15 protein-coding genes are annotated in these 19,241 nt (G+C 70.0%); 8 read left to right on the forward strand and 7 right to left on the reverse strand.

The annotated features are described in order from the left end of the window. The first annotated feature begins 124 nt into the window (after positions 1 to 124). The 3 genes from AB8Z36_RS01075 to AB8Z36_RS01085 all read left to right on the forward strand — a co-directional run bounded on the left by AB8Z36_RS01075 (position 125) and on the right by AB8Z36_RS01085 (position 3,334). Entirely contained in the window at positions 125 to 1,762 is a 1,638-nt protein-coding gene (locus AB8Z36_RS01075) for a pyridoxal-dependent decarboxylase (RefSeq protein ID WP_369211249.1), read from the forward strand. A 95-nt stretch (positions 1,763 to 1,857) separates the two neighbouring features. Beyond that, a complete protein-coding gene (locus AB8Z36_RS01080; RefSeq protein ID WP_369211250.1) occupies positions 1,858 to 2,823 on the forward strand; it encodes a chlorinating enzyme in 966 nt (321 codons plus the stop codon). A 289-nt stretch (positions 2,824 to 3,112) separates the two neighbouring features. Continuing rightward, the gene (locus AB8Z36_RS01085) at positions 3,113 to 3,334 is read left to right on the forward strand and encodes a hypothetical protein (protein WP_369211251.1); all 222 of its coding nucleotides are present in this window, start codon (positions 3,113 to 3,115) and stop codon (positions 3,332 to 3,334) included. Positions 3,335 to 3,841: 507 nt separating this feature from the next. Here AB8Z36_RS01085 and AB8Z36_RS01090 read toward each other — a convergent pair. The 7 genes from AB8Z36_RS01090 to AB8Z36_RS01120 form a co-directional block, all read right to left on the reverse strand. Next, positions 3,842 to 5,605 (reverse strand): fatty acyl-AMP ligase, encoded by a 1,764-nt coding sequence (locus AB8Z36_RS01090; RefSeq protein WP_369211252.1) that lies wholly within the window; start codon positions 5,603 to 5,605, stop codon positions 3,842 to 3,844. Positions 5,606 to 5,659: 54 nt separating this feature from the next. Further along, a complete protein-coding gene (locus AB8Z36_RS01095; protein WP_369211253.1) occupies positions 5,660 to 6,589 on the reverse strand; it encodes an alpha/beta hydrolase in 930 nt (309 codons plus the stop codon). Positions 6,590 to 6,610: 21 nt separating this feature from the next. Continuing rightward, positions 6,611 to 7,645, reverse strand: a complete 1,035-nt coding sequence (locus AB8Z36_RS01100) for an aldo/keto reductase (RefSeq protein WP_369211254.1) — start codon at positions 7,643 to 7,645, stop codon at positions 6,611 to 6,613. Positions 7,646 to 7,673: 28 nt separating this feature from the next. Then, a complete protein-coding gene (locus AB8Z36_RS01105) occupies positions 7,674 to 8,669 on the reverse strand; it encodes a 3-oxoacyl-ACP synthase III family protein (RefSeq protein ID WP_369211255.1) in 996 nt (331 codons plus the stop codon). 8 nt (positions 8,670 to 8,677) lie between these two features. Further along, complete coding sequence (locus AB8Z36_RS01110) at positions 8,678 to 9,745, reverse strand: ketoacyl-ACP synthase III family protein (RefSeq protein ID WP_369211256.1); 1,068 nt, start codon at positions 9,743 to 9,745, stop codon at positions 8,678 to 8,680. Between the two features lie 199 nt (positions 9,746 to 9,944). Next, positions 9,945 to 11,525, reverse strand: coding sequence for an acyl-CoA carboxylase subunit beta (locus AB8Z36_RS01115; RefSeq protein WP_369211257.1), 1,581 nt, complete (start codon positions 11,523 to 11,525; stop codon positions 9,945 to 9,947). Between the two features lie 245 nt (positions 11,526 to 11,770). Beyond that, on the reverse strand, positions 11,771 to 12,439 hold the full coding sequence (locus tag AB8Z36_RS01120) for a TetR/AcrR family transcriptional regulator (RefSeq protein WP_369211258.1): 669 nt from the start codon (positions 12,437 to 12,439) through the stop codon (positions 11,771 to 11,773). Positions 12,440 to 12,614: 175 nt separating this feature from the next. On the opposite strand from AB8Z36_RS01120, the gene AB8Z36_RS01125 reads away from it, so the two are divergent. From AB8Z36_RS01125 to AB8Z36_RS01145, 5 genes are all read left to right on the forward strand, one after another. Further along, complete coding sequence (locus AB8Z36_RS01125) at positions 12,615 to 14,063, forward strand: MFS transporter (RefSeq protein WP_369211259.1); 1,449 nt, start codon at positions 12,615 to 12,617, stop codon at positions 14,061 to 14,063. Between the two features lie 283 nt (positions 14,064 to 14,346). Further along, positions 14,347 to 14,949, forward strand: a complete 603-nt coding sequence (locus AB8Z36_RS01130; RefSeq protein ID WP_369211260.1) for a response regulator transcription factor — start codon at positions 14,347 to 14,349, stop codon at positions 14,947 to 14,949. 662 nt (positions 14,950 to 15,611) lie between these two features. Next, positions 15,612 to 17,234, forward strand: coding sequence for a BTAD domain-containing putative transcriptional regulator (locus AB8Z36_RS01135; RefSeq protein WP_369211261.1), 1,623 nt, complete (start codon positions 15,612 to 15,614; stop codon positions 17,232 to 17,234). A 98-nt stretch (positions 17,235 to 17,332) separates the two neighbouring features. Then, on the forward strand, positions 17,333 to 18,421 hold the full coding sequence (locus tag AB8Z36_RS01140; RefSeq protein WP_369211262.1) for a ParB/RepB/Spo0J family partition protein: 1,089 nt from the start codon (positions 17,333 to 17,335) through the stop codon (positions 18,419 to 18,421). Positions 18,422 to 18,540: 119 nt separating this feature from the next. Further along, positions 18,541 to 19,209 carry a ScbR family autoregulator-binding transcription factor gene (locus tag AB8Z36_RS01145; RefSeq protein WP_369211263.1) on the forward strand — a complete coding sequence of 223 codons (669 nt, stop codon included), beginning with the start codon at positions 18,541 to 18,543 and terminating at the stop codon, positions 19,207 to 19,209. Positions 19,210 to 19,241 lie beyond the last annotated feature (32 nt).

Below are 19,241 nucleotides of genomic sequence, written 5' to 3' on the forward strand. Positions count from 1 at the left end.
GTCCTTTCACTGCSCGCCCCCCGGCGCCCACCGCCCCGGCCGGGGGCCCTTCCGGCAGCTTCTCCCAAGCCGCGCCGTGACTCCGGACCGCTCCGGGGCCCGCGCAGTGAAAGGACCAGCCCCCATGGATCGTGAAGCCGAAACGCAACGGGACATACCCTTCGGTCCCGAAGACACTCCGTGGCAGAAGACCTTCAGTGGCCTGCGGGTCGTCGGCGGCCGGCCCTACGGCACCCCGCCGTCCTCCGACCCCCGGGTGGCCTACATCGGCGTTCCCGAAGTGCCGCACCACAAGGTGCAGTTGCCACCCACCGGACTGGACCCCGAGCAGTACACCGAAGCCGAGGCACTGTTCCGCGACCACATCGACACCCAGACGCGCAACTTCGCCGGCTACCAGGTCACCAGCGCGCTCGACTACGAGGGGCGCCTCGGGCACTACCTCAACCGGCATCTCAACAACGTCGGGGACCCCTACCAGTCCAGCTCCTACACGCTCAACTCCAAGGTGCTGGAGCGGGCTGTGCTCGACTACTTCGCCTCGCTGTGGCACGCCAAGTGGCCGCACGACCCGAAGGACCCCGAGTCGTACTGGGGATACGTCCTGACCATGGGCTCCAGCGAAGGGAACCTGTACGGCCTGTGGAACGCACGGGACTATCTGTCGGGCAGGCCCCTGCGCACCCGCACCCCCCAGGGCCGGGAGGCCGCCGAGCAGGCGCCGCCGCGCGGCGCGGGACCGCACGCCTTCCACCCGGTGGCGTTCTTCTCCGAGGACACCCACTACTCGCTGACCAAGGCGGTACGGGCGCTGGACATCGACACCTTCCACGCCCTGGGTTCCGCGCGCTACCCGGATGAGAACCCCCTCGCGCCGGGCACGCCCTGGCCACGGGAGGTGCCCTCCACCGAGCACGGCGCCATCGATGTCGAACAGCTCGCCGTCCTGGTCCGCTTCTTCGCACGGCGCGGCCATCCGATCCTGGTGAGCCTCAACTACGGTTCCACGTTCAAGGGCGCCTACGACGACGTCGAGGCGGTCGCCCGAACCGTGCGGGGCATCTGTGCCGAGTACGGCCTCGACAAGCGGCGGGTCCACCGCGGCCCCGGCGGGGACAGCGGCCACGACGAACGGTCGGGATTCTGGCTGCACGTCGACGGGGCCCTCGGCGCCGGGTACGCGCCCTACCTGGAGATGGCCAGGGATGTCGGCATGGTGGGGCAGGCACCACCGGCCTTCGACTTCCGGCTCCCCGACGTGCACTCGCTGACCATGAGCGGCCACAAGTGGATGGGAACGCCGTGGGCGTGCGGAGTGTTCATGACCCGTACCGGACTGCAGATGGCCCCGCCCGGGTCAGCGGAGTACATCGGCGCCGCCGACACCACCTTCGCAGGCTCCCGCAACGGCTTCTCATCGCTCCTGATGTGGGATTACCTGGCCCGTCACTCCTACGACGACCTGGTCCGGCTCGCGGCCGAGTGCGACGGCCTCGCCGCCTACACGCATGAGCGGCTGCTCGCGCTCCAGGCGCGGGTGGGCCGGGATCTGTGGGTGGCACGCAGTCCGCAGTCCCTGTCCATACGGTTTCGCCAGCCGCGAGCCGACATCGTCCGCCGCTATTCCCTCTCCGGTGAGACCGTGCACGTCGACGGCGCGACGCGCGCCTATGTCCACCTCTACGCGATGCGCCACCTCACCAGGCAACGCGTCGACGAACTCATCGGCGAGCTGCGGCAGCCGGATGCTTTTCCCCGATAGCCCCGGCCATGTGAACCCGCGAGCGACGTCCGTGGTCCGGCCGGGGCCATGTGGAGGGGCCCCGGCAACGTCCCGAGCCATCACCGAGGAGAGACATGTCCGCTCAACAGCACGGCTTCCGGCTCATGGCCGATGAGTTGGCGGAGTTCCACCGCAACGGCTATGTGGGCCCCTTCACGCTCTACGAGCCCGACGAGATCGAGCGAAAGTGGGCGCGGGCCCGTCAGGCACTCGCGGACCGCAGCGGCGCGGTGTACCGGGACGAAGGCGATGGTTCGGGGGCGGCGAACCTGTCCAACTACGACCGGCACCTCGACAACGCCTTTCTCGCCGAGCACATCACCCAGCCGCGCATCGTGGACCGGGTCGTCTCCGTGCTCGGCCCGGACGTGCTGTGCTGGCGCTCGGACTTCTTTCCCAAATACCCGGGGAACGAGGGCACGGACTGGCACCAGGCCGTCACCTTCGCCAACGCGTGCGGCCGGCCCCAGATCCAGTGGCCGCGGGGCTCCGGGCCCGGCGGCTCCGTCACCGTGTGGTGCGCGTTCAGTGACGCCACCGCCGACATGGGCGGCCTGCAGTTCATCCCGGGCACACACCGCACCATGTACTACGACGAGACCAAACGGATGCGCTACGACCCGGACCGGAACATCTCCGTGGTGAAGAACGGCGTCCGGCGCGGATTCTTCGGCTACGACTACCGCGAACTCCAGATCGACCCCGACTGGCAGCCGGACGAGTCGAAAGCCGTGTCCGTGGAGATGCGGGCCGGGCAGTTCGTCGTCTTCTCGTCGCGTCTGCTGCACGCCTCGCACCCGCACTCCGGCCGCACCAGACGCATGCGCATGGGCTTCTCGGCGCGCTACGTCCCCACGTGCGTGCAGGTCTACCCCGGCGCCTCGGAGGTCGAGGAGTACGGCGGCAGAGCGAGTCTCGAACGGTATGGGACGGTCCTGGTGAGCGGCGAGGACCGCTTCGGACACAACCGTGTGGCCGCGGGCACCACCACCGGCCGTGCCTTCCGGCGCCGTGGCGGTGGCGGGCTCGACGGTTCGTGAGGCCCGGACAGGCGGAACGGACCTGCGAAGGGGACCTGCGAAACGCATGACCGGATGTGTGAAAACGCTCTTCCTCGACGCCTCCCGCCGCGTCTAGGGTCGAGGCAGCTCGACTTCTTTGCGGAGTTCCAGCGGAATCGTTGCCGAGGCGGCGCTGAACGGTAGCAGGTGGGCGCCGCAGCCGGACTGACCGTCCTCGCCGGAGCCGTCATGGACCTGGTCGTACGCCCCGTGCTCGCTTCGGTCCCGCACCGGGTGCCGGACCCGACGCTTCCCTGATCGGAGAACCATGGGTACTGACCGCTACCTCGGTTACCAGCAGCTCCATGACGGATCCGTCCTGATCACCCATCGGTGCCGCCCCCTCCAGGTCGTACGCGGCAGGCAGCAGGTGTCCGAGCTTCTGTCGGCGCTCAGGAGCGAGGACGCCCAGGCGGTGCTCTCCCGCTACTCCCGCCGTGCGGACGGTGCGGATAACGCGGCGGACATCTCGTGCCGGTCCGGGGTGTGACCATGCCGCACGCGAGAACGGCTCCGGTGACCGGGACCGGCCCCTTCCGGGTGGAAGGGACAGCGATACGTCTTGCCCGGCACCTCGCCGCCATGGAGATCGACGGCCTGCTGAGCTACGTGGTTGCGCCGCATGCCCGGAACCGCCACCCGCAGGGATGTCGCGGCGCGGATCGTGGCCGACGCGCACGCCGTCCACCGTGAGGCCCGGCACGGCGCAGGCGGGGACACCGCACCATGACAGCCGGCCCCGTCCCCAAGGGGTGATCCAGCGCCTCGTCAAGGGGCCTGCCGCGCTCCGCGCTGTGCCGGGGAGACGGGCCGCTGACGGCCGGTCATGCCACGTACGACACCGGAACGGCTCGTCGAGGAGGAGCCCGACCGGTTGGCCGACGCCTTCGACCGGGGCAGGCGGGCCGGCGGTGAGCTCACCCGCTACGGCACCGGCGACCGCGGGCACATCGCTCGCCGGGTGTCCGACCCGTTCCCCACTCCGGATGACCGGCTCTCACACTCCGGCCGCCGTCGCCGCGGGCACGCCCACCACGGGCAGGTCACCGCTCTCGTAGCGCCGCTTGCATGCCCGGCGCTGTACCTTGCCGCTGGAGGTCTTGGGCACGCTTCCGCGCCGGACGACGAGCACGTCGTCCGGGACGATCCGGTTCCGCTCCCGTACCGCCTCGTGCACCCGGCGGCTCATCTCCTCGGCGCCCAGCGAGTTCAGGAGCCGGCCGTCGGCCTCGACCACCACCACGAGCCGCTCGCGCTCACCGTCCTCGGTGGAGAAGGCGGCGGCGCAGTTCGGGTGTGCGCCCGGCAGGGCCAGCTCGGCGGAGAGCTCGATGTCCTGCGGGTAGTGGTTGCGGCCCTTGCGGATGATGACGTCCTTCAGGCGCCCGGTCACGAACAGCTCGCCGTCGCGCAGGAACCCGAGGTCCCCGGTGCGCAACCGGGGTGTGCCGGACGGCTCGGGGCCCGCGACCCGGGCCTGGAAGGACTCCTCGCTCGCCTCGGCGCGACCGTGGTAACCCTGGGCCACGCAGGGGCCATCGATCCAGATCTCGCCGATCTGTCCGTCGGCCAGGAGACGGTGTGTGGTGGGGTCGACGACGTGCACCCGGGTGCGGCCGACGGTGCTTCCGCTGCCGACGAGGGGGACGGCGGCGGCGCGGTCGCCGACGGGCTGCGCGGTGCCGTTGCGCAGGGCCTCGGCGGACAGCCACAGCACGGTGGGTTCCCGGTCCTGGCGCGAGCCGGTGGCCTTCAGGGTGTTCTCCGCCAGGCCGTACCCGGGGCACATGGCGCGCGGATCGAAGCCATGCGGCGCGAAGGCGTCGGTGAACGCGCTGATGGTGCTCCAGCGCACCGGTTCGGCGCCGTTCGCCGCCACGCGCCACCGCGAGAGGTCGCCGACGGCCTCGGTTCTGCCCTCAGCCGCGGCCCGTACGCACAACTCGTAGGCGAAGCTGGGCGCGGCGGCGTGTGTGCCGCCGAAGCGGGCGATGGCCTCAAGCCACCGTGCCGGGCGGCGGATGAAGGCCTCCGGGGCCATCAGGTACGAGGGGATGCCCGCCCACAGCGGCATGACGACCCCGAAGAGCATGCCCATGTCATGGAAGAGCGGCAGCCAGTTGACGACGGTGCCGCCCGGGGCGCACGGCCACAGTTCGTCGGTCTCGACCACATTGGCGAGGAAGTTGGCGTGGCTGACCATGACGCCCTTGGGGTCGCCGGTCGAGCCGGAGGTGTACTGCAGCAGTGCGATGTCCTCGGGGCGTGGAAGGGCCGGCGCGACGGCGTCCGGGTCGTGGCGCAGCGTGTCGGTGGCGACGAACGTCAGCCCGCTCAGCTCCGGCATGTCACCGAAGCGATCGCGTACCTCACCCGCCACCTCCGCAGTGGTCAGGACGGTCGAGGTCCCGGCGTCGTCGGCGATCCGGCGCAGCCGCTCGACCTCCTCGCGGCGCCGCGGCACTTGTACCGGCGCGCTGGCCACGCGCGCGTACATGCACCCCAGCAGGGTGCGGACGAACTCCAGGCCGGCGGGGTAGAGCAGTACGGCGCTGCGTCCCGGCAGCCCCTCGGCGGCGAACGTGGCCGCCCGCGCGCGGGCGGCGCTGTGGAGACCGCCGTAGGTGAGCGTTTCGTCGGGGACCTCGCCGTTGCGCAAAAAGACGTAAGCGGTCTGGTCTGGCTGCTTCTCGCCGCGCAGCCGCAGGGCGTCCGCCAAGGTGCGCACGTCCACGGTCGTATTCGGTCCGGTGCTGGTCACGGGTCGGATCTCCTCAGGCATGCGGGAATTTCGGGCGGGGCGAGGTCGTCGGGACTACTGCGCCATGGGCACCGGGGCCAGCATCTGTTCCACCGCCGCCAGCACGTTCCTCGTCGCCACCGCGGCGGCCGGGACGATGTCGGCCATGAGCAGGTATCCGTGCACCAGACCCGAAGCGGGCACGTGGTGCACCTGGACGCCGTGGGCGGCCAGACGCACCGCGAGCTCGACGCCCTCGTCGTGCAGCGGGTCGAACTCGGCCGTGCCGATCACCGTGGGCGGGAGCCCGCGGTGATCGGCGCCCAGCAGGTTGATCTCCGGGTCCGTGCGGTGTGCCGGGTCCGGTACGTACTGGTCGTAGTACCAGCGCAGATCGTCGACGTCGGAGAGGTACCCCGTGCCGTACCTTCGGGCGGACTCCGACCGAAGGTACGGGTCGGCCGGCGGATACACCAGTAGCTGCGCGGCGAACCCGATGCCGCCGTGGTCACGGTGGTGCATCGCGATCCCGATGGCCAGGGCTCCGCCCGCGCTGTCCCCGGCGATCACGTGCTGACGGCCGGGAAAGGCGCGGTCCGCCCACTCGGAGGCGGCGATGCCGTCCCGCAGCGGACCGGGGTGCGGGTGCTCCGGCGCCCGCCGGTAGTCGACGGAGACGACGACCGCACCGAGGTCATGGGCGATACGGCGGCAGACCGGATCGTGCGTGTCGACATCACCGACCATCCAGCCGCCCCCGTGCAGATATGTCACCAGACGTCCCCGGTCGGCGGGCGGCAGATATGTCCGGACACCGAACTCGCCGTCGACGACGTCGAGCAGGTGGTCCTTCGTCTCGATGTCCGCATCCCGCGCGTCTCCGCCGCGCGCATGAGCCGCCTGCGCGGCGTAGCGATCGCGCAACTGCGCCACGGGGAGCGTGCGCGCCGGTTCGGGTCGGCCGCCGGCCCGCCATTTGATCAGGGCGCGGACGAAACGGTCCATGGCCAAGGAGCTCTCCTTGCGTCACACCAGCGAAGGACTCAACGGCTTGAATCCACGTAGCCGGCTGTACATGTGATACGGGTACGGCGCGGTGACTGAGCTGACCTTGTCGAGCCGGGACAACTGCTCGGCGTCCAATTGCCAGCCGACCGCACCCAGGTTGTCCCGCAACTGCCTCTCGTCGCGCGCACCGATGATGACCGTTGCCACGGTCGGCCGGGTCAGGAGCCAGTTCAGCGCCACTTGAGGCACGGTCCGGTCCGTCTCGGCGGCGATGTCCTCGAGCACGTCGACCAGGTCGTAGAGCCGTTCGTCGTCGATCGGCGGCGCGGCCGCGGCCGTACGGTGCAGACGGCTCGCCTCCGGCAGTGGCTGCCCACGGCGGATCTTTCCGGTCAGACGCCCCCAGCCCAGCGGGCTCCAGATCACCGCGCCGACACCCTGGTCGTGTGCGAGCGGCATGAGCTCCCACTCGTAGTCACGGCCGGCGAGTGAGTAGTAGACCTGGTGGGCGACGTACCGGGAGAAGCCGTGCCGGTCGGCGGCGGCCAGGGACTTCATGAGCTGCCAGCCCGCGAAGTTCGATGCGCCCACATAGCGGATCTTGCCCGAGCGGACCAGGTCGTCCAGGGCCGCGAGCGTCTCCTCGACCGGGGTGCCGGAGTCGAAGACATGCAGCTGGAACAGGTCGATGTGCTCGACGCGCAGACGGCGCAGCGACCCCTCGACCGCCTTGATCAGCCGGGACCGGCCCGTGCCCATCTCGCCGGGCCCGGAACCGGTGGGAGTGCCCGTCTTGGTGGACAGCAGCACCCGGTCCCGGCGCCCGGCGATCGCCGCGCCGAGCAGTTCCTCCGACTTCCCCTCCGAGTAGACGTCCGCGGTGTCGAACATCGACACACCGGCGTCCAGGCAGATGTCGACCATGCTCCGCGCCTGCTGTTCGTCCGTGTTGCCCCAGGCGCTGAACAGGCTGCCGCGACCGCCGAACGTGGCCGCGCCCAGACTCAGGACCGGGACGTGCAGACCGGAGGCTCCGAGCCGTCGGTATTCCATGACCGTCTCCTATCCGGCGACTCCGCGGTCACCAGTCGATCAGCGTCAGGGAGACGGCGAACCCGCCGCCCATGCCGAGCATCAGCACCCGGTCGCCCGGGCGCAGCTCCCCGGAGCGGGCCGCCTGGTCGAGAGTGAGCGGGACCGAGGCGGAGCCGACGTTGCCGAACTCGCCCACCGTGCGGTGCAGCGTGGCGCCCGGCAGATCGAGCTTTGACCACAGGTCGTCGAGCATGACCCCGTTGGCCTGGTGGGGGACGACGTGGGCGATGTCGGTGGGCAGCACCTCGCAGTCGTGCAGGAACTGCTTCACGAGTCCGGGCACCGTGTTGATGATGAAGTCCCGGATGGTGCGCCCCTCCATCGAGAAGTACTGGAGGCCGGCGGCGTGCGTCTGCGAGTCGTGGGGCAGCCTGCTGCCGCCCGCCGGGACGACGACGAGGCCGGACATGTCGCTGTACATGTGGAACACCGTCGTGCGGATCCTGTGGCCGGTGTCGCCCGCGCCGATGACCGCGGCACCGGCGCCGTCGCCGAAGAGGATCACGGTCTTCTTGTCCACCGGGTCCAGAATCTGCGAGTACAGATCCGCACCGATGACCAGCCCGTAGCCGCCGGACTTGGCGATGATCCCGTGGGCCACGTCGAGGGCGAAGGTGAAGCCGGCGCAGACCGCGTTCACATCGAACACCGAGACGCCGGGCGTGGCCCCGCCCAGGTTCTGGTGCACGAACACCGCGGTGGCCGGCTGCTTGTGGTCCGGGGTCGAGGTGGCGACCACGATGGTGGACAGCTGATCCGCCGTGATCCCCGCCGCTTCGAGGGCCTGGCGCGCGGCGCCGGTGGCGAGGTCGGAGGTCGCCTGCCCCGGTTCGGCCCAGCGGCGCTCGCGGATGGCGGTCTTGCGTACGATCCAGGCGTCGTCGACCCCGGCGGGCGCGCCGACCTCGGTGTTGGACACCACACGGTTCGGGACGTAGGAGCCGGTGCCGAGTATCGAGACAGGTGCTGAGGGCGCAGACATGGGCGAACTCATTCCGTGACGTCAGCGGGCAGGGCGAAGTCCGTGGTGGCCTCGGGCCACTCCGGAACCGACTCGATCTCCAGCACCGCCACGGTCAGTGAGTAGCCGCCGCCGGCACTGACCAGAAGCACCAGGTCGCCCTCGCGGACGTGCTTCTTCTCCACGATGCGTGCCACTCCCGCCAGCAGATCGCCCGCGCCGAGGTGCCCTGTGTAGCGGCCCCAGTCCATCAGCGAGCGGTCGGCCGTGATGCCCAGCGGCTCCAGGAACTGAGCGGTCATCAGGCCGTGGCCCATGTTGGGCATCAGGATCTTGGCGAAGTCGTCCAGCTTGTGCCCGGACTTGTCCAGCACCGAGCGGACGATGTCCTGCAGCGCCACCTCGGCACGCTGCATCACCGACTCCTTGCCGACCTTGGCCAGGTAGGACTTCTTGGGCGCGCGCAGATCGTCGACCTTGGGCTGCGGGGCGGTGGTGAAGGGGTGGTTGCCCCGGTGCAGCGGCTCCAGCGAGGCGTCGGTGTACGACGCGATGGCGTGCACGCGGGCGAAGCCACCGGCGGTGGAGAGCACCATGGCCGTGGCTCCGTCGCCGACGACGATGCCGTACGCGCCCCGCCACCGGTCCATGCCGGGCAGGCAGAACCGGTCCGACGTGGTGACCATGGCGCTCGTGCCGCGGCCCGCCTGGAGCTGGGACACGGCCAGGTCCATCGCGACCATGCCGCCGTTCGACAACTGCTGCACGTTCACCGCGAAGGCGCCGGTGACGCCCAGCTCGCGCTGGATGTACGGGCCGGAGGTCCAGCAGTAGTCGCGGCCCTGGTGGTAGACGGACGCGTGCACGAGCGCGTCGAGCCGGCCGCCGACCACGTGCGCGGCACGGTCGAGCGCACGCCGGGCCGCATAGGTCGCCATGTCGGGGACCGAGGTGTCGTCCGCGACGACCGGCAGACAGACCATTTTGTTTACTTCGAAATCCTCGGCAGCGTACTTGCCTTCAGCCACTGCTTCTCTGGCCGATTCGGCGGGCGGAATCCAGGCGGCTGCCGACGTGATGTAGACAGGAGCGGTCATTCTTCACTTCCTCCGAGTTCGGTGCCCGCGGATAAAATTCCTCCGCCGGAATGAAGTTCACGCTACCAGCGCCGCCCAGATGGTCCGCATATTAAATTCTCACGACTGTGCACTCAATAGTGCACAGTCGTGAAGCGACGGCCGGCCGCATTAGTTCGACGGGTCTTCACCAAGCCTTGGACGTTCTTTACGGGCAGAATCACAGCGGGATGTTGCCCCGGTGCGCCCGCGGCGCGGGGGCCGCTTCGTTGCGCAGCGCTCGCAGGGCTCCGGCGACGTGGGTGCGCGTGTCCGACGGAGTGATGACCCCGTCGATGTAGCCGAGCTCGGCCGCCACGTACGGCGTGCAGTAGCGGTCCTGGTACTCCCGTTCCAGTTCCGCCCTGACCGCCTCGATGTCTCCGCCCTCTTCGCGCACCTGCGCCAGCCGGCGGCGGTGCACGATGCTCGTCGCGCCCTGCGCCCCCATGATCGCGATCTCCGCGCTGGGCCAGGCCAGGTTGACGTCGGCGCCGAGATGCTTGGAGCCCAGCACGTCATACCCGGCGCCATAGGCCTTGCGCGTGATCACGGTGACCATGGGGACCGTCGCCTCGGCGTAGGCGTAGATGAGCTTCGCTCCGCGCCGGATGATCCCGCTCCACTCCTGGGTGGTGCCGGGCAGGAAGCCGGGCACGTCCACGAAGGTCAGGATCGGCACATTGAACGCGTTGCAGGTCCGCACGAACCGCGCCGCCTTCTCGGCGGCGTCGATGTCGAGGCAGCCGGCGAAGTGCAGCGGCTGGTTCGCGACGACGCCGACGCTGCGGCCCTCGACGCGGGCGAAGCCCGTGAGGATGTTGCGCGCGAACAGTTCCTGGACCTCCAGGAACTCGCCGTCGTCAACCACACCCTCGATCGCCTCGTGCATGTCGTACGGCTCGGTCGGGGAGTCCGGGATGAGCGAGTTGAGCTTCTTCTCCAGGTCCTGCGGAGCGCGGTCGACCAGCGGTCTGCCCGCCCAGTCCATGGCGTCGAAGACCGGGGCCTCACCGGCGTTGTTGTCCGGCAGATGCGAAAGCAGCACTCTGACGTAGGAGATGGCGTCCTCTTCGTCGGTGCCCAGGTAGTGCACGTTCCCCGACTTCGTGCTGTGAGTCCTGCCGCCGCCGAGGTCCTCGAAGCCGACGTCCTCGCCGGTAACCGTCTTCACCACATCGGGGCCCGTGATGAACATGTGCGAGGTCTGGTCGACCATGATCACGAAGTCGGTGAGCGCGGGGGAGTACGAGGCGCCGCCCGCGCAGTACCCCATGATCAGTGAGATCTGCGGGATCAGGCCCGACGCCTGCACATTGCGCTGGAAGATCTCCCCGTACATCGCCTGGGACTCCACACCCTCCTGGATGCGGGCGCCGCCCCCGTCGTTGATGCCGATGAGCGGCCGTCCGGTCTTCATCGCCAGTTCCATGATCTTGAGGATCCGGCGGCCGTGCACCTTGCCGAGCGATCCGCCCTTGTAGCTGGCGTCCTGACTGAAGACGCAGACGGTGCGGCCGTCGATCTCCCCGTAACCGGTGATGACACCGTCGCCGTACTCACCGTCCGTGTCGGCTGCGGACTCGGGGCGCGCGAACCGGTCGATCTCGACGAAGGAACCGGGGTCCAGCAGAACATCTATACGTTCCTGGGCGGTCATCCTGCCCTTTGAATGCTGCTTCTCGGCCATCCGGACCGTACGTGCGTCAATGGCTTCACGGCGTCGATGCAGGTCGTCGATCGCATCCCGCATGGTGCCCATTCTGCCTCCTCCACCGGGTCATCAATGCCCCAGTCCTGACGGGGATTCGGATGATATATCTCGTAGGTGGGGCGGGCGCGCAAAAATGAATGACGAATACGAATGCCTGAGATATTCATAAAACGCTGTGCAAAATGCACGCAGGCGTGTGCGGGTGGCATTTGAGAGTTTCAGCGCACGCGGTTCGTCACGATCGCGGCAGCTGGAAGCGGCCGTTCGACTGCCCGTGCGGGCCAGTTGAACGGTCAGGCCGACTCCGGATCCGGCGCTCCCGCTGTCGGCGGGGCCTGGGCGAGCAGGCCGTCAACGAACGCGCGGAGCCCCTGGGCGTAGGTGTCCTGTCCGGCCAGCATTCCCCACCGGTCGGCGATGGCGGCCAGGTGCGGGAGCCGGAGGGGGCCGTCCGTATTGCCGAAGTAGGCGTTGAGGCGGGTGGGGTCCCGTTCGTCCATCTCGCGGTGGCGGGTGTGGGTGCGCACGAGGATCTCGCCGACCGTGTAGTACCAGATGCTGCGGAAGATGCGTACGGAGTCGTCCGGGGTGCGGCCGGCGTCGACGACTCCGGTCAGGATCGTCTCGACCAGTGACAGGAACGAGTCGCCGAGCCGGGCGATGAACCCGTCGGTGGTGAGCACCTCCGCCGCCCAGGGCCACGCAGCCAGGCCGTCGTGGATCGCGACGGCGGCCGTGATGATCCGCTCCCGCGGGTCGCTCGGCAGTTCGGGATGCGGAATCTGCTCCGCGTACTCGTGGATCAGCAGGAACAGCAGGTCCTCCTTGCCCGGCACGTGCGTGTACAGGGTCGTCGACCCGAGGCCCATCTCCGCCGCGAGCCGACGGATCGTGAGCTTCTCCCAGCCGTGCTGGTCGATGAGCCCGCGGGCCGCGGCCAGGATCTGCTTACGGGAGGTCACGGGGGGTCGTCCCACCGGCCGGCGCGGTGTGTTCGATCGGGGCATCACCCCATCATGCCCCGCCGCGGCACCCCCCGGACGACCGGTGCGGTCGACACCCCGTCACCCTCGCTGCTAATTTCTGAGCACTGTCCGGAAATTCAACCGGTCGACAGACGCAGAGGGGCTGGGTGCGGTGGCAAGCACGCAATTAACGAGTGAGAAGACAGTCGTCGCGAGCGGCGCCCGGCCGGGGACCACACTCGCCGCGGTCTCTGTCGTGCAGTTCATGGTGTCGCTGGATCTGACGGTGGTGAACGTCGGACTTCCCCGGATCGGCAGCGGGCTCGGCTTCAGCGAGGTGGGCCTGACGTGGGTGATCCACGCCTATGCCCTCACCTTCGGCGGCCTGCTCCTGCTGGGCGGCAAGATCGCAGACCGGTACGGGCACAAGCGCGTGATGCTGTCCGGGCTCGGCCTGTTCGGCCTCGCCTCGCTCGTCGGCGGCCTCGCGCAGGGCCCGGGGCAACTGGTGGCCGCCCGTGCCGCACAGGGCGTCGGCGCCGCCGCACTGGCACCGGCCGCGCTGGCCCTGCTCGCCTCGACCTTCCCCGGCGGCAGGGAACGGGTGAAGGCCTTCGGCATCTGGAGCGGGGTGAACGCCGCCGGGGGCGCCGTCGGCGTCCTGGCCGGTGGCCTGCTCACCCAGTACGCGGGCTGGCAGTGGGTGATGTACATCAACCTGCCGATGGCCGCGGTGGCGTTGGCCCTGGCCTGGCGCGGCATCGCCGCGGACGGTCCCCCCAACCGACGGGGCCGTCCGGATGTGCTGGGTGCCGTGCTGGCCACGGCGGGTGCTGCCCTGCTCGTGTTCGGTGTGGTGCGCACCGAACAGCACCCGTGGACCTCGACGACCACCCTTGCCACCCTGGCGATCGCCCTTGTTCTGCTGGCCGCGTTCGTCCAGGTCGAACGGACCACCAAGCGCGACCCGCTGATCCGCCTCGGCCTGCTGGCCAACCGCTCGGTCGCGGGCGCCAACCTCTTCGCGCTCCTGTTCGGCGGCGCCATGGCCTCCCTCCTGTACTTCGTCTCCCTCTACCTCCAGCGGGTGCTCGACAGCAGCCCCGCCCGTACGGGAGTGGAGTTCCTGCCGTTCACGCTGGGTGTCATCGCCGGCTCCACCCTCGCCGTCAAACTGGGATACAAGTACTCCCCGCGGTCCGTCCTGATCACCGGCGGTACGCTGGCCGCGCTCGGCTTCGCCTGGTTCGGCCTGATCCGCCCCGACGGCTCGTACCTCGTCGATGCCCTCGGCCCGTCGGTGGTCGCCAGCATCGGCATCGGGTTCTGCCTCGCGCCGGCCGTCTCCATCGCCACCGGGGGAGTCGCACCGCACGAGGCGGGTGCCGCCTCCGGCGTGCTCAACAGCACCCGTCAGATCGGGGCCGCACTCGGGCTGGCCGCTCTCGGAACCGCCGCCAACGACCGCACCGGGAAGACGGTCACGCCCGGCAGCCTCACCGACGGGTACGCGCTCGGCATGCTCGCCGGTGCCGGTCTCCTCGTCTGTGCCGTCCTCATCGTGGTCCTGGTCCTGCCCCGCCCCGACCGGGCCACCGGCAACGGAGAACAGAAGCCGTGAGGTGACGGCTCGCGAGCGGTACCCGTCCGGTACTCGTTCCATGCGCATGGCGGCAGCGGCCTCTGCGAAGCGGGTTTTCCCCGACCCGTTCGCGCAGGGGCCGCTTTCGTGTGCCGTCGCCTGTGGACGGCCCGGCCCCGTACTGCGAACGCGGGTCTCCCGGCAGGTGTGGTCACACGTCCTGGAGCGAAAATCCAGTCGCCTCTATAGACGGCATACAGAGTTCACCCAGTCACGCTGCCCACAATGACGAGTTGTCCGAGGAACTACTCAGGGGGCTTGCATGGGAATCGATGTCCTGGTCTCTGATGACCTGCATCTGTCCGGCTTCGCGCTGGCCGCACTGCTCGACCGGCACGAAGAAGTCCGCGTCGTCGGCCCCGTGGAAAGCAACTATGCCGCGTTGCAGTCCGCCGAGACGTATCGGCCTGATGTGGCGGTCATCAGCTTCGAGGGTGAGGACAGCGAAGCGATCTCCATCGCCGAGAAAATCGCGCAACTGGGCTGCCGCAGCATGCTTCTGGCCACCGCGGTGACGCGGTCGGTCGTGCGTCAGGCCTTCGCCGCCGGCATCGCCGGAATCGTGGAACGCAGCGTGTCACCACGGCAGTTCGTGGAGGCCATCCACCGCGTGCACCAGGGCGAGCGGGTCTTCGACGCGGAGCTGACCGTGGCGGCGCTGAGCAACAGCGACTGCCCGCTCAGCGCGCGCGAGTTCTCCGTGCTCGAGCATGTGGCCCGGGGCGACACGGTCCCCGAGATAGCGGCCCGGATGCATCTCTCGCAGGGCACCGTGCGCAACTACCTCTCTTCCATGGTGACAAAGCTGGGGGCACGCAATCGAATTGACGCACTGCGCATCGCGCGGGACTCGCGCTGGATCTGACGCCGGTGAGCGTTGGCCGACACCGTCTCCCCGGAAGGGAACACGGTTCGGGAAAGGCTGACAACTCCGTATGCGTTTCAACTGGTCGTCCGCGGCCGTTCAACCATTCGATATGGAGCAGTTGAACGCCCGCGTACCGGCGATTGCGGCGACGGGACTGGAGAAGCCGTGGTGAGTGTGTATCTAATGGTGCGCACTTCGCTGAAATGTGCGGCGCGGCGGCTGGCCCGTGCCGCCGGACCGCTGCACGCGGTCTGCAAGGGGTACGCGCCCCTTGGCGTCTTCTCCCGCATTCGTGACGCCTCGGCGAATTGACTCGCACGGCTGCCCGGCCCTCTGCTACGCGCCCACGATTGGCACGGACTCGCATGCGCTCAGGCCACCTCATCCGCAAGGAGAGCCCATCGACGCACCGGCAGGGTCACCGCCGGCCACGCGCGGGGCGGCTCAGTGCCGTGCCGGCTTCGCCGGGCGCCGGGCACCGGCGGCGGCCTCTGCCACGACGACCGCGGCGGTGCACTCCCGCGCGGTGGCTTCTCGTTCCCGGCGGCGCCCGCGGGTGACCAGCCCCCGGCCCGCTCGCGCCCACTCCGCGTCAGCACGGACCGGCTCCTGCGACCGGTCCGCGAGCGGGGGACCAGGACCTCAGAAGGTGGTGATCCATGGCGACCACGGGAGCGGTCTTGCGCATCCAGCTCCTCGGACCGGTGCGCGTCTGGCGCGACGGAGCGGAGACGCCGCTCGGCCCGCCCAAGCAGCGGGCGGTACTCAGTCTGCTGGCGAGCCGGCCGGGCGACGTCATGGGCGTGGAGAACATCGTGGACGCCGTGTGGGGCAGCGATGTCCCGCGCACGGCGGTGAACGGTGTGCACACCTACGTGGCCGGGCTGCGCCGAGCGCTCGAGCCCGGCCGGACCGGACGGTCCTCCGGCGCGGTGCTCACCTCCGAGTCCGGCGGGTACTGCCTGCGGGTGGACCCCGCCGACGTGGACGTCACTCTCTTCCACCGGACTCTGGAGGCCGCCCGCAGATCGCGGGGACAGGGCGACGTCAGTGCCACGCTGCGGCTGTACGGGCAGGCTCTTTCGTACTGGCACGGCGAGGCGCTGTTCGGGGTCCCCGGCCCCTTCGCCGCGATGGAGCGCGACCGGCTGCGGGACCTCCGGCTGACGGTGGTGGAGGAGTGGGCCGCCGACATGCTGGCGGCAGGCCACCACGCCGAACTGGTCACCGAGCTCCCGGGGGCGGTGTCCGAGGAACCGCTGCGCGAGAAGCTGCGCTGGCTGCTGATCCTCGCGCTCTACCGCAGCGGCCGTCGGGCACACGCGCTGTGGATGTACGAGGAGACCCGCGACCTGCTGGTCCGGGAGCTCGGCATAGAACCCGGCGTTGACCTGCGCACGCTCCACGAACGTATCCTGACCGGCCACCCGGAACTCCTCGCCCCCGGCGACGGCACCGAAGCCCCGCTCCCGGCGTACCGAAGCGGCCCGCTGCCGGGCACGCCCGCACCGGCCCGGCTGCCGCCCCTGGCCCCCGGCTTCGTGGGCCGGACCAAGGAACTCGCCCGGTTGGAGGAGGCCATGCGGGGCGAGAGCGCCCGCGGTGGTCCGGCGACGCCCGTCGTCGTGGTCGGCGGCACGGCGGGCGTCGGCAAGACCGCGCTCGTACTCCAGCTGGCACACCGCCTCATCGACCGCTTCCCCGACGGCCAGTTGTACGTCGATCTGGGCAGCGGCGACCCGGAGCGCGGTCCGGTGAGCGCCGGGCATGCCCTGGAGCAGCTCCTGGGCGGTCTGGGCGTGGACGGCGCACGGGTGCCGCCGGACCGGGCAGCCCGGACGGCCCTCTACCACAGTCTGCTGCGAGGCCGGCGGATGCTCGTGGTGCTGGATGACGCGCACAGCGCCGAACAGGTGCGGCCGCTCATCCCGCGAGGCCCCTCCGGTGTTCTCGCGACGAGCCGGCGATATCTCGGCGAGCTCGCGGCACACGAGGGCGCGCACCTGGACGTCGTCGGGCCGCTGACCCCGGCGGAGGGAACACGTCTGCTGGCGCTGCTCAGCGGACGGCGGCAGGAGGAGCTGAGTCCGGCCGCCGGGCGGCTGGTGGCCCTGTGCGGAGGGCTTCCGCTGCCGCTGCGCGTCGTCGCGCAGTGGCTGGCGGCCAACCCCCGCACGCCGTTGAGCGATCTGGTCGAGCAGCACCCGGCCTTACGGGACGGGCCGGGCGTGTCCGCGGGTGGTGCGCCGATGGGCGGGTTCCGCGTCACAGAAGCCTCGTGACCAGGCCATAAGGGCGGGCGGACGAGTTCCGCTCCAGTGTCGCTGGAGCCCGGCTAGTATAAACAGGGCGGTCGGTTTCTTTATGGGTATCGTCATGCGTGACCCCGGAACTGGAGATGCCCCAGGAGGCGTTCATGCTCGACGTGTTGACGGCAGCAGCCCAGCCCGCATCACCAGCGTCTGGTGCCACGCGCCTGCCCCTGACGGAACTGGTGCCCGTCGCAGCCCTGATCACCTCGGACACGCCGCGCGTCGCGGGGGAGGACGCGGAACACGTCGACCTGCTGGCGCAGACGGAGAAACCACTGCCACCCGTGGTGGTCCACCGCCCGAGCATGCGGCTCATCGACGGCCTGCACCGTCTCCGGGCGGCCATACAGCGCGGCGAGGACCACATCGAGGTCCGGTATGTGGAGGGTTCGAGCGAGGACGCCTTCGTCCTGGCCGTCCAGCTCAACGCCGAACACGGCATGCCGCTGTCGCGCAGAGACCGCAGAGCGGCTGCCGAGCGCATCATCGGCAGCCACGCCGGCTGGTCGGACCGGCGCATCGCGGAGGTGACCGGGCTCGCTCCGACCACGGTCGCCACGCTGCGCAAGCGTTCAACCGGCCAAGGCGACCAATTGAACGTGCGCACCGGACGCGACGGCCGGACCCGTCCGGTCAACAGCGCAGTCGGCCGGCAGCGCGCGGGGCAGATCATCGCCGAGCGTCCGAACGCCTCGCTGCGTGAGATCGCCCACGAGGCGGGCATCGCCCTGGCGACCGCGCGGGACGTCCGGCTGCGCGTCCGCAACGGCAAGGACCCCGTCCCGCCGAAGCTGCGCGAGGTCGCGAAGGACGCCGTCCTCCGCGACCGGCGCACCGTGCGCGGGCGCGTGGAGACGGACACGGCGGAGCGCGGCGGCCGGGCCCGGCTGGAGAGCGCCGGAGTCTCCGACGTGGACCGGTTCTCCAATCTGCGCAAGGATCCCTCCCTGCGCTTCTCCGAGGCGGGCAGGACGCTTCTGCAACTCCTGTCGAGCAACGTGCTCGACGATGAGAAGTGGCGTTGGCTGATGAGCGCCGTGCCCGAACACCGGCATGCCGACATCGCCCGTGCCGCCCGGCGCTGCGGGGAGCGGTGGCTCACCTTTGCCGACGGACTCGAACACAGCGGCGGCGTGCGCAACGGCCGGGCGATGTGAGCCGACCGGTCGACGCGGTCGCCCAGGCACCGTCACCCCCGGGGGCGCGGCTGTTACCATACGAACTTGACGGTTTGTTTGTTGAAGACGGGGGTCTTCCGCAGAGGAGATCTACCTTGGTGCAACAGGAGCGGGCGCTGCGAACCCGACGCGCGATCCTGACGGCCGCAGCGCAGCTCTTCGACGACTACGGGTACGAGGCCGCGACCATGTCGGAGATCCTGCGGCGGGCCGGGGTCACCAAGGGCGCGCTGTACTTTCACTTCACGTCCAAGGAACAGCTCGCGCGCGAGGTGCTGCACGAGAACGCCCGGGTCCCGGCCGTTCCGCCGCAGCGGCTGAAACTGCAGGAAGCCGTCGACAGGGGGTTGCTGCTCGCCCACCTCCTGGTGCGGGATCCGGTGCTGCGCGGTGGTGTCCGCCTCACCCTGGAACGGGTCGGACACGACCAACTGGATCGCAGCGTGCCGTTCCAGGACTGGACCGAGGAGAGTCTGCGCCTGCTCGAACAGGCGAAGGCGGCGGGAGAGCTTCAGCCCCACATCGATCCCCGCGAGCTCTCCGAGGTGTTCGTCGGGGCGTTCGCCGGGACGCAGCTGATGTCGCACGCGATGTCGGGGCGGGCGGACCTCAACGAGCGCGTGGTCGCCCTCTACCGCGTCCTGCTGGCCGGAATCGCCGTGCCCGGTGTCCTGGCCGGGCTGGACGTCACCGAGGACCGAGGGGCCCGCGTCTACGAGGCGGCCAAGCTCCTGAAGGATGGCGTGGCGGACCCGCGGCCGGTCTGAGCTTCCTTTCCCCCCCCCGCTCCGCTCGGCCC

It is taken from the genome of Streptomyces flavofungini (assembly GCF_041028215.1).
GTDB classification, from domain to species: Bacteria; Actinomycetota; Actinomycetes; order Streptomycetales; family Streptomycetaceae; genus Streptomyces; species Streptomyces flavofungini_B.

Coding starts and splice junctions, on each gene's coding strand:
- AB8Z36_RS01100 (WP_369211254.1), bottom strand. CDS start 7,645: ATGGAATACCGACGGCTCGGAGCCTCCGGTCTGCACGTCCCGGTCCTG.
- AB8Z36_RS01075 (WP_369211249.1), top strand. CDS start 125: ATGGATCGTGAAGCCGAAACGCAACGGGACATACCCTTCGGTCCCGAA.
- AB8Z36_RS01110 (WP_369211256.1), bottom strand. CDS start 9,745: ATGACCGCTCCTGTCTACATCACGTCGGCAGCCGCCTGGATTCCGCCC.
- AB8Z36_RS01095 (WP_369211253.1), bottom strand. CDS start 6,589: ATGGACCGTTTCGTCCGCGCCCTGATCAAATGGCGGGCCGGCGGCCGA.
- AB8Z36_RS01130 (WP_369211260.1), top strand. CDS start 14,347: ATGGGAATCGATGTCCTGGTCTCTGATGACCTGCATCTGTCCGGCTTC.
- AB8Z36_RS01080 (WP_369211250.1), top strand. CDS start 1,858: ATGTCCGCTCAACAGCACGGCTTCCGGCTCATGGCCGATGAGTTGGCG.
- AB8Z36_RS01135 (WP_369211261.1), top strand. CDS start 15,612: ATGGCGACCACGGGAGCGGTCTTGCGCATCCAGCTCCTCGGACCGGTG.
- AB8Z36_RS01085 (WP_369211251.1), top strand. CDS start 3,113: ATGGGTACTGACCGCTACCTCGGTTACCAGCAGCTCCATGACGGATCC.
- AB8Z36_RS01105 (WP_369211255.1), bottom strand. CDS start 8,669: ATGTCTGCGCCCTCAGCACCTGTCTCGATACTCGGCACCGGCTCCTAC.
- AB8Z36_RS01115 (WP_369211257.1), bottom strand. CDS start 11,525: ATGGGCACCATGCGGGATGCGATCGACGACCTGCATCGACGCCGTGAA.